Raw genomic sequence first — 9,568 nt, 5'->3', positions numbered from 1 at the left:
AATTTTTTCTTCCTTGTGGAGAGCGGCATTACAATGATAACTCCATTAATTTACGCTCTAACCAAGTTTGAGCAAGAACTTGTTTCGGATTTCCATGTCATGATTTTTATTAATTATTTAATTTTATCAATATCGGTATTGCCGAAATATAAATTGAAATCAGTGTTTTTAAATCCAGAATTTTCTATCGCTTGTAAAACGACTGAAGCAACATCGCTCCGACTGACTCGGGGATCACCCGTATCAATTAAACCGACTTTATCCCTAGGAATATCATCAGTTAAAATGGCGGGGCGAATGATGGTGTATATTAAACCAGATTTTTTTAAATAGTCTTCAGCGTAATATTTGGCCAAATAATAGCTCGGAATATCATATATATCCCATGTTTTTCTATTTTCAGCACCGGCTGCTGAGAGCATGATAAAACGTTTAATATTATTTTTTTGAGCAGCTTGCATAGTTTTGGCCGCACCGTCGAGATCAATCCACATGGCCAGTTCAGGTTGAGTTTGTGGGGCTCCGGAAGCAAATACGATCGTATCGATATCAGTCATTTCTTGAGCTATTTGAGCAACTGTCATGTCGATCAAGTCAATTTTTCTAACGGCCAGATTTAATTTTTTTACATAATCAATATGGTTGGGCGAGTGAACTCCAGCAATGACTTCATAGCCGCTATTTTTCAAAGTTGTGGCAATTTGTAAACCAGTTCTACCATTAGCACCAATTACTAGAATTTTCATATCGTTAACCTCCGTGATCTAATTATTAATTAGTTTCATTCTTCAATGCCTGTAAAGTAGAAAATTGAAAATCAGCTATTAAGGTATGAATATCGTTCAATGATTCCTTTTGACCGCTATTGAGCCATTCACGCCAGATAGCATAGACACCGGCACTCATAAAACGAGTCCAATATTTTCTTTGAACAGCGGAGAAATGATCCCAATTCATAATGGTATCGTAAAAATTCATGATATTATCGTTAAAAATATTTTGAATAATAAATTCGTAATTTCTTTTAACTGCTAAGTTCATAGTATCAGTCAGCTCGAAAAAAAACGAACCTAAGGCATTCATTTTCTGTTCAGGAGTAGCCTTATTAATTATAATGGTAAATTCAGAATCAATTTTGGGTTTGAAATAGGCAATTAGAATATCATTTAGGGTTTCAAAATTGCGATAAAAGGCCATTCGACTGACACCAGCCTTTTTGACAACTTGAGTGACCGTGATGTCATTTAAATCTTTAGTTTTTAGTAGTTGTAGTAATGCGGAGATGAGATAATCCCGTGAATCCTGTTTGATTTGTTGCGAATGATCAGTAGCTGCCATTACAATTTCTCCTTTTTGTCACAGATGCTCTCAATTTACTTGAGAACTTGTTAACCACATTGTAAGATGCATCCATGAACGTTACAAGTGAAACGTTAGCTTAACGAAATTTATTAATTCAAGGAGAAATTTAAATTATGAAAAAACAATTAGTAGTCGTAACCGGTGGTAGTGGTTTTATCGCAGTACATATTATTTTACAATTATTACAACAAGGATATGCAGTTAGAACAACTGTTAGATCCGTTGCCAAAGAGGCCGTCGTTCGTGAAATGTTAACGACTGGCGGAATTACTGATTTTACAGATTTATCATTCTCATTGGCTGATTTAACTTCAGATGATAATTGGGAAGAAACTATGACTGGTGCAACTTATGTAATCCACGTTGCTTCACCAACACCTAAGTTAAACTTCAAAAATCCTGATGAAATGATTCGTCCTGCAGTTGATGGTGTGATTCGTGTCTTAACTGCCGCCCGTGACAATGGTGTGAAACGAGTAGTTTTAACTTCTGCTTATGGTGCAATTTTCGCTGGTCATAAAAATCGTACAACTCCATATACTGAAAAAGATTGGTCAAATCTTGACGATAAGAATATCCATCCTTATCAAAGATCCAAAACAATGTCAGAAATGGCTGCTTGGGATTTCATTAAAAAAGAAGGCAATGGTCTAGAATTGGCCGCCGTCAATCCAGTTGGTGTCATGGGACCAGTTTTATCAGCTAAATATTCTCATTCTAATACTCAGATTCAACAATTGTTGGAAGGCAAGATCAAGGCTTTGCCAAATGTTGATTCAGGATATATTGATGTCCGTGATGTTGCTAGTCTTCATATATTAGCCATGACTTCAGAAAAGGCCAATGGTGAAAGATTCCTCGCTACAACTGGAGAAACTCTCTCTATGATGGATTTAGCTAATATCTTAAAAGAAGCCTTTCCAGCATATGCTAGTAAAATGCCAACAAAGACTATTCCGAATGCTGTAGTCAAAGCTGCAGCATTGACTAATCCACAATTAAAAATGATAGCTTCGATTGTTGGCAAATATGCTGGTACTAGCAATGAGAAGGCCAAAACTTTGTTAGGTTGGAATCCTCGTTCGGCTAAAACAGCTATTATTGCCACAGCTCAATCAATGATTGATTTGGGAATCGTAAAGTAGTAAAAAAAAGCCGTTGAAATTTAATTTCAGTGGCTTTTTAGTCAGTTATGATTTATTGGATTCTATTTGGTAAGATAATTTAATCTTTTTCAAAACAACCATTGAACCTAAGAAGAAGGTTGTAGCAATTATTGCTGTAATTGGCAGCATGTGAAACATACTAGTTGGTAAAACCAAAGCCAATAGTGGAAAAGCAAAAGCTGCCGGTAAATTTATCTTGAGGATTTGTAGTAAGACAAAAACTAGTGGCAGGGAGATAGCGGTTGAAAGTAACCAAGATGTAAAGAGTAAGTGAACCAAGACGCCGATAGTTGCTGCTCCAACTAAAGCAATAAAATGTTTAGTAGCCATTTTCCAGTGATAATTAGGCTTTTGTAAAACTTCGAAGAAAACAACCATAACAGGCGGAATAGCAGCCATCTGAGAAAAACCGAAGAACCAGACGGAACCGACCCAGATAATTGCCATCAGGGTAAAAATCAACATGTGACGATTTTGAATTGGGGTGCTGGGTGAGGTTTGTTTGTAGCTTCCTTGGATGAAGACACCACACATTAACATTAGGGTGAACAAGAGAATAGCAACAATAAATGACCAGTGTGTGGCATTAATGATAATCGGTAGTAGGCCAGTGGCAAAAGAAGGAGCAAGGTTAGAATGAAGGATTCTTAATAGAATCAGCATCAGTAAAAGACCTAATAAAACTTTTTCAGCATAACCGATTGTCAATTGATTGATCAAAAACCCGATAATAGCCGTGCCTGAAGGAGCCAAAAATATTTTCACGGGTTGGTTGATCCAACCTCCATTTTGATAGATCCAAGTTCCCGCAGTCAAGGCACCGATTTCGGGTAAAATTATTTCCATATCATGGAGTAATGTGGCGGTGGCTACCATAAAAATAATGAAAATAAAGCCAATCAAATAGTTACGTTTCTCAGTTGTAGATAAATGCATTAGGGTATGTGGTATCTCCTTTTTAGAGTGATTATTGTAGCAAAACTAGATAAGTGTAACATATGATAATAATTTCTGAAAATATATCGTATATATTATTTTGTATTAAAGATATATATTAATGGAATTTAATTATCACTTCTTAGATTAGGAAATGGTCTTTTAAGGGGATAGGTTAGTTACTGGTGGAATGACAGTTGTTCATGCAGAACCAGAAGCTTAGAAATTGTTGAATGTAATTATTTTTACATTCAACAATTTTTTTTGTGGTTATTTTACGAAATTTGTATATGTACATTCTGGATAATAACCTATCTTTAATTTTGCTATATTACTAGAATTGGAATTGTAAACAGATCCTAATCAGGGGGCACAAAATGTAAGGATACTAGTGATTGATTGGATGTTTAATGCTTATAAAAATATACTAAGGAGTATTTTTAATGAATAATAAAACAGACAAACAAACAAGAACATATGACATGGATAAAATTGATGATTTGATATGTGAATTGGATGATTCCAAAATTCGGATTAATGCTCTGATTGATTACAATTTGAAAATCAGACGTGTTAACGAGGAACAAACGAATAAGAACTTGTTAGCTCATGAATGTGAAAGGTTGACACCAATTATCGAATTACTTAACACTGAAATTTTTGAATCGTTGGATAAGTCCATCAACATTCTGGATACTGGTAATAATAGCAATCAAGTTAAAGTAGTAGCTAAGAAGGAAGCAGAAGCATAAAGTTGCTGAAAAGACCATCTCAAGTAAAATTGGGATGGCTTTTTTGTGAATTATTAAAAAAATTAACTATATTTTGAGACAATAGTGGTTTACTATTGACATTGGAGTGTTTTTTTTATAACATTTTTATTGTTAGTGGGCATTCGCCAAATGGTAAGGCAGCGGACTCTGAATCCGCAATTTATTGGTTCGATCCCAATATGCCCAATTACATATGAATAAGTCGTTAGAATATCGAGAGTCTGGTTAGTGATTACACACTATGATCCAGCAGCAACGTACATGGTCGATCATGCAACGTGCTCCTATGTAATTTGATGTTCTCCTAAGTGGGCCACTTGGTGAGAATACCGAGCGGTCTTTTTGTATGGAAAAATACTTAGGGAGATTTATCATGACAGAAATTGACAAAGCTATCATCACATATTTAGAGGAGCTGACAGTTGAACCCAATTCAATGGCAACGTCACTAGTACATGTCAATAAAATACATAATTTACAAACTACCTTAGAAGAGGCTAGTTTCCAGGGTAATGCTAAAGCGAAGGATGCTTTAGAAATAGGACAGAGATATTCAAATAAGATGAAACTCAAAACTGATCGGGCTAACTCAGTAGCTAAAGAGAAATCAACTTTTGATCCAATGACTGGTGTTAAGGCTACTGATTGGCTAGGAAATGATTTGTCAGTTACAGTTAAGCCCACTTGGGTCGATCAAACAAAGTCTGGGACAACTAGACTGACTTATCGAGTATCTGATCGGAATAAGCAAGTGCATTATTTCAATCGTGAAGTCACAGTGTTGGATTCTGATATTAAAATTTCAGGAATTAATGATATTGATATTCCATATTTGAAATAAGATAGATGACTATCTAGAGAGCGGAAAGAGCTATGTTACGTTCCACGTTTTAGTAATCTAATCATTCAAATGCAAGATAGCATAATCAGCCTCTTCAGGAGTAAATTTTTCATTAGCGTTAGAGACCAAAACGTTTCTAATTGTGGCGGGTGAAAAATGCAAATCTCGTTGATAAGCTCTAGCAGTGATTAGGGCATTCTGATTATAATCAACTTGCAAATTATCAACGGCATATCGGGCCTGTTCGGAAGTAAATTTACCTTTATTGGTCAACTGGTCGTGAATCGCTAACTTCGACATATTTTGTGAATCGGAATATTCTTTAGCCCGAAGGAGGGCATTCTTATCGTAATTTATCTTGAGATGCTTAAGAGCATAATTAATAGCAGCTTTAGAGTATTTATCGTTAGCACCAGAATTAAGTTGATCAGAAATATCCTGTTTTGACATATGCATCACGTCAGCGTAATTCTTGGCTTTGGTCAGAGCTGTTTTAGCGCCCTTAGGAACTTTTTCTTCAGTCTTAACAGGACTAGGATTGGTAACCTTAATAGAATTCAGGGCCAGAGGAATAGTGATTATTAAGATGGAACTAACAACTATTAATAAAATTATTTCTTTGCGAGTTAAATTTTTGCGCTGTTGTTTCAAAATAATCACCTCCATAACTAATACAAGTATAACAGCTCAAGTTTCCAGAAAATGGTCAAATTATTAGTCAACAATTTTCAGGAACTAACCATATAAGTAGTCGTTTGTGTTACATTATTTAATGGAGTGAAATAATTATTTTTGTGAGGTGAATTAATGGAGAAGAGCGAGATATTAGTGACTACAACGGAACATGTACCAGGTCGCGACTACGAAATTATCGGAGAAGTCTTTGGATTAACAACACAATCGAAGAACGTAGTTAGAAATATTGGCGCTGGTTTCAAAAACATTGTTGGTGGCGAAATCAAAGCTTACACAGAGTTATTGACTGAGGCTCGTGACATTGCAATTGATCGTTTACGACAAAATGCAATGGACATGGGTGCTGATGCCGTAGTTATGATGCGCTTTGACTCAGACTCAATCAGTGCGGACATGGAAACTGTTGCAGCATATGGTACTGCAGTAAAATTTAAGTAAGGTGATTAGATGACATTAGAATATAACAAGAGTAATTTATCAGCTTGTACAAGTATTTTAATCGGAAAGAATGCTACTGTTGATGGTTCAACTATCATTGGTAGAAATGAAGATGCTATGGCTTCATGGCCCAAGCACTTCGTGATTCATGAACATAAAGAATTTGTTGATGATCAAAAATTCGTTTCGACAGCCAATGACTTTCAAATGGACCTGCCTAAAATTCGCTATAAATATTCAGCCACTCCTGAATGGACCTTTAAAGAAGGATTATTTGAAGAGGATGGTTTTAACGAATATGGCGTTGGTATGAGCGCTACGGAAAGTGCTTATTCAAACCAACGTGTCTTAGGCGTTGATCCTCTTGAGAAAAACGGTATTGGTGAAGAAGCCATGATCACGGTAGTTTTACCCTATGTTAAAACCGCCCGGGAAGGTGTTTTACGTTTAGGTAAAATAATTGAAGATTATGGAACTTGTGAAACTAACGGAATTCTTTTCTCTGATAAAGAGGAAGTTTGGTATTTCGAAAGTGGATCAGGTCACTATTGGGTTGCGCAACGTATCCCCGACGATAGTTACGCCGTAGTAGCTAATCAATTAGCTATTCAAGAAATTGACTTCAATGATTCAGATAATTTTTTATATCGTAAAGGTATTAAGAAATTTGTTAAGAACAATCATTTGAATATCAGACCCAAAACTTTTAATTTTAGAGAAATTTTTGGAACACATGATTTATCTGACGAAATTTACAGTACACCCCGTGTTTGGTGGGGCCAACAACAATTCTCTGGAAAGACTGATGAAAGTCCCGAAAGTGAAGATTTAGCTTTTATTAAGAAAGCTAACCGGTTGTTGAGCGTAGATGACGCCCAGGATTATCTAGCATCACATTATCAAAAGACTGAGTTTGATCCTTTGAATAAGTCAGCTGATAATAAGCGTTACCGTCCAATTAGTTTGGCTAAGACGCAAGAATCACACGTTTTACAAATCAGACCAAATATGGCACCTGAAATTGCATGTGTGCAATGGTTAGCTATGGGAGTTGCTTCACAGAGTATCTACGTTCCATTTTATATGGGAATAACTGATACTCCAGTTGAGTACAAACTAGGTGGCCTGCCTTACGATCCTAAGTCAGCTTATTGGACATATAAATTAGCCGGAGTTTTATTAGACGGTCACTACAAAGAACTTGGAAAAGCTTTCCAAGCCAAGCAAAAGGACATCAATATCACACTTCGGAAGAAGTTAAATGATTTTGATCGGGAAGCCTTGAGCACAGATGATGATAAATTACCTAATTATTTAACGGAAGCTTCATTTGAAATGGCTAACATTTCACTTGATGGTTACAAAGAGCTGATTGCTCAATTAATTACGGACTCGACTGATTTCTCACCTCTAAACTTCAAGACAGATATGAATTTATAGAAATTATAATTTGTACATTGAAAATTAAATGAGGGGTTTTATATAATGGATGATGGTAATGCGCCGAAAAAAACAATCACATTATTTGGATTAATAATGATGATTTTCACGGCGATCTTTGGTTTCGCTAATACAACTGTTGCTTATGAACAGATGGGATTGGCAAGTATTCTTTGGTATGTATTTGCTGCTATTTTCTTCTTCCTACCAGTAGGATTTATGGTAGCAGAATATGGTTCTGCTTTTAACGAAGCTAAGGGTGGAATTTATTCTTGGATTGATGGGGCCGTTGGTGCTAAATGGGCCTTTATTGGTACCTTTATGTGGCTAGCTTCTTGGGAAGTTTGGCTGGTGTCAACTTCTTCAAAAGTTTGGATTCCACTTTCAACAATGTTTGCTGGTCATGATGCAACCCAAACATGGGGAATGTTTGGACTTAGTGCAACACAAATTATCGGTATTCTAGCTGTTTTGTGGATTGTTTTTGTTACATTCACAGCAACACAGGGTGTCGATACGATCACTAAGATTACTAGCTTTGGTGGAATTATGACCATTGCTTTGCAAGTTATCTTCTTCGTGTTAAGTTTGGCAGTATTATTTATGTCAGGTTTTCACACTGCAGAACCAATTCAAGGATTAGATACTTTTATCCACTCTGCTAATCCAGCCTTTGCTTCACCATTAGGGATGGTTTCTTTCATCGTCTATGCAATCTTTGCATATGGTGGTTTGGAATCAGTTGGTGGTGTTACAGATAGTATGAAGAATCCTAAAAAGGATTTCCCACGTGGTGTTTTGATTGCTGCCGTGGTTATGGCTTTAGTTTATTCATTAACAATTTTCTGTTGGTCAATGAGTGCTAACTGGAATACTGTTATTGCTAAAGGTAACGTTAACTTGGGTAATATTACTTACGTTATGATGAGTAATCTTGGTTATCAATTTGGAGCACATCTTGGACTAGGTAGTGCAGCTGCTCTTACACTTGGTGAGTGGTTGGCTCGTTTCACTGGTTTTGATATGTTCATCCTTTACATGGGTGCATTCTTCGTTTTGATCTATTCACCATTGAAATCCTTTATTTTGGGAACACCAAAGGATTTATGGCCTGCAAAGGTTACTAAATTAAACAAACATGGTATGCCTGCTTATGCAATGTGGATTCAAGCTATTGTGGTTATCGTCCTTATCTTGATTGTTGATATGGGTGGTAAGAATGCCAAGGCACTTTATAATGTTTTGACATTGATGGCTAATGTTTCGACTACGATTCCATATTTATTCTTAGTAGGTGCATATCCATTCTTTAATATGAATAAAGACATTGAGAAACCATACTTGTTCTATAAGAATAAGAAAGCTATGTGGACTGTAACTTCGATTGTCTTCTTAGTATTAACTTTTGCAATCATCTTTACATTGCTCCAACCAATTATGGAAGGCGCATATACAGATGCTCTTTGGACTATCATGGGACCAGTTGTCTTCGGACTTGTTGGATTCATACTTTATTACAGATATGAACACAAAGAACATAAGACTGAAACAGATGATGTTGAAGCCGATTAAGAGTTATAAAAACAGACTTTATCAATTAATTTTGATAAAGTCTGTTTTTTTTGTTCAAAATTTGTTGATGGGGATTGTAATGTCATAATTTGACATATATATTTGCTACGATTTATAAGTAAATGAATTATAAAAGGGACTTGAATTTTATGAGAGTTAATAAAGCGTTTATATAGCAATGTACCTGGTTGGAATAACCAGAGCATTATTTGTATCACAGCAAAATGTTGCTGCATAAGTGGCTACTAGAACAAATAACATTAGTATCTGAAGAAAATCGGCTCAATTTTTTAGTAACCGCTGTAATTGACATATCGTGACACAGGCGTTTGTTATGATTTAGA

General features: G+C 35.8%; 10 protein-coding genes and 1 tRNA gene. 7 read left to right on the top strand and 4 right to left on the bottom strand.

Annotation, left to right across the window (positions count from 1 at the left end):
* Positions 1-113 precede the first annotated feature (113 nt).
* Together IV57_RS11475 and IV57_RS11470 are read right to left on the bottom strand one after the other, a co-directional pair.
* The gene (locus IV57_RS11475; RefSeq protein WP_057881664.1) at positions 114-746 is read right to left on the bottom strand and encodes an SDR family oxidoreductase; all 633 of its coding nucleotides are present in this window, start codon (positions 744-746) and stop codon (positions 114-116) included.
* A gap of 25 nt (positions 747-771) precedes the next feature.
* On the bottom strand, positions 772-1,338 hold the full coding sequence (locus tag IV57_RS11470) for a TetR/AcrR family transcriptional regulator (protein ID WP_057881663.1): 567 nt from the start codon (positions 1,336-1,338) through the stop codon (positions 772-774).
* Between the two features lie 137 nt (positions 1,339-1,475).
* Here IV57_RS11470 and IV57_RS11465 point away from each other — a divergent pair, with 137 nt between their 5' ends.
* The gene (locus IV57_RS11465; RefSeq protein ID WP_057881662.1) at positions 1,476-2,507 is read left to right on the top strand and encodes an SDR family oxidoreductase; all 1,032 of its coding nucleotides are present in this window, start codon (positions 1,476-1,478) and stop codon (positions 2,505-2,507) included.
* A gap of 45 nt (positions 2,508-2,552) precedes the next feature.
* On the opposite strand, the gene IV57_RS11460 is transcribed toward IV57_RS11465, so the two are convergent.
* On the bottom strand, positions 2,553-3,464 hold the full coding sequence (locus IV57_RS11460) for a hypothetical protein (protein WP_057881661.1): 912 nt from the start codon (positions 3,462-3,464) through the stop codon (positions 2,553-2,555).
* A gap of 443 nt (positions 3,465-3,907) precedes the next feature.
* Between IV57_RS11460 and IV57_RS11455 the strand changes: the two genes are divergently transcribed.
* From IV57_RS11455 to IV57_RS11445, 3 genes are all read left to right on the top strand, one after another.
* A complete protein-coding gene (locus tag IV57_RS11455) occupies positions 3,908-4,216 on the top strand; it encodes a hypothetical protein (RefSeq protein ID WP_057881660.1) in 309 nt (102 codons plus the stop codon).
* Between the two features lie 136 nt (positions 4,217-4,352).
* Positions 4,353-4,424 (top strand) — tRNA-Gln (locus IV57_RS11450).
* Positions 4,425-4,610: 186 nt separating this feature from the next.
* A complete protein-coding gene (locus tag IV57_RS11445) occupies positions 4,611-5,078 on the top strand; it encodes a hypothetical protein (protein WP_057881659.1) in 468 nt (155 codons plus the stop codon).
* 57 nt (positions 5,079-5,135) lie between these two features.
* Here IV57_RS11445 and IV57_RS11440 read toward each other — a convergent pair whose 3' ends face one another.
* Positions 5,136-5,729: an Ltp family lipoprotein gene (locus IV57_RS11440; RefSeq protein ID WP_057881658.1), complete on the bottom strand. Its 594-nt coding sequence runs from the start codon at positions 5,727-5,729 to the stop codon at positions 5,136-5,138.
* Between the two features lie 156 nt (positions 5,730-5,885).
* Here IV57_RS11440 and IV57_RS11435 point away from each other — a divergent pair, with 156 nt between their 5' ends.
* Genes IV57_RS11435 through yjeM form a run of 3 tightly spaced genes read left to right on the top strand, consistent with a single transcriptional unit; the run spans position 5,886 to position 9,224 of the window.
* On the top strand, positions 5,886-6,212 hold the full coding sequence (locus tag IV57_RS11435; RefSeq protein WP_057881657.1) for a heavy metal-binding domain-containing protein: 327 nt from the start codon (positions 5,886-5,888) through the stop codon (positions 6,210-6,212).
* A gap of 9 nt (positions 6,213-6,221) precedes the next feature.
* Positions 6,222-7,652 (top strand): C69 family dipeptidase, encoded by a 1,431-nt coding sequence (locus tag IV57_RS11430; RefSeq protein ID WP_057881656.1) that lies wholly within the window; start codon positions 6,222-6,224, stop codon positions 7,650-7,652.
* A gap of 45 nt (positions 7,653-7,697) precedes the next feature.
* Positions 7,698-9,224: a glutamate/gamma-aminobutyrate family transporter YjeM gene (gene yjeM / locus IV57_RS11425; RefSeq protein WP_057881655.1), complete on the top strand. Its 1,527-nt coding sequence runs from the start codon at positions 7,698-7,700 to the stop codon at positions 9,222-9,224.
* The last annotated feature ends 344 nt before the right edge of the window (positions 9,225-9,568 follow it).

The organism is Companilactobacillus kimchiensis (assembly GCF_001438805.1).
Classification (GTDB): domain Bacteria; phylum Bacillota; class Bacilli; order Lactobacillales; family Lactobacillaceae; genus Companilactobacillus; species Companilactobacillus kimchiensis.
Note: the sequence above shows the minus strand (reverse complement) of the source record. Positions and strands in the feature narration are given on the sequence as shown.

What these genes read in the sequence shown, in the direction of transcription:
- IV57_RS11470 (WP_057881663.1), bottom strand. Translation starts at nt 1,338, where the DNA reads ATGGCAGCTACTGATCATTCGCAACAAATCAAACAGGATTCACGGGAT.
- IV57_RS11460 (WP_057881661.1), bottom strand. Translation starts at nt 3,464, where the DNA reads ATGCATTTATCTACAACTGAGAAACGTAACTATTTGATTGGCTTTATT.
- yjeM (WP_057881655.1), top strand. Translation starts at nt 7,698, where the DNA reads ATGGATGATGGTAATGCGCCGAAAAAAACAATCACATTATTTGGATTA.
- IV57_RS11435 (WP_057881657.1), top strand. Translation starts at nt 5,886, where the DNA reads ATGGAGAAGAGCGAGATATTAGTGACTACAACGGAACATGTACCAGGT.
- IV57_RS11455 (WP_057881660.1), top strand. Translation starts at nt 3,908, where the DNA reads ATGAATAATAAAACAGACAAACAAACAAGAACATATGACATGGATAAA.
- IV57_RS11475 (WP_057881664.1), bottom strand. Translation starts at nt 746, where the DNA reads ATGAAAATTCTAGTAATTGGTGCTAATGGTAGAACTGGTTTACAAATT.
- IV57_RS11430 (WP_057881656.1), top strand. Translation starts at nt 6,222, where the DNA reads ATGACATTAGAATATAACAAGAGTAATTTATCAGCTTGTACAAGTATT.
- IV57_RS11445 (WP_057881659.1), top strand. Translation starts at nt 4,611, where the DNA reads ATGACAGAAATTGACAAAGCTATCATCACATATTTAGAGGAGCTGACA.
- IV57_RS11465 (WP_057881662.1), top strand. Translation starts at nt 1,476, where the DNA reads ATGAAAAAACAATTAGTAGTCGTAACCGGTGGTAGTGGTTTTATCGCA.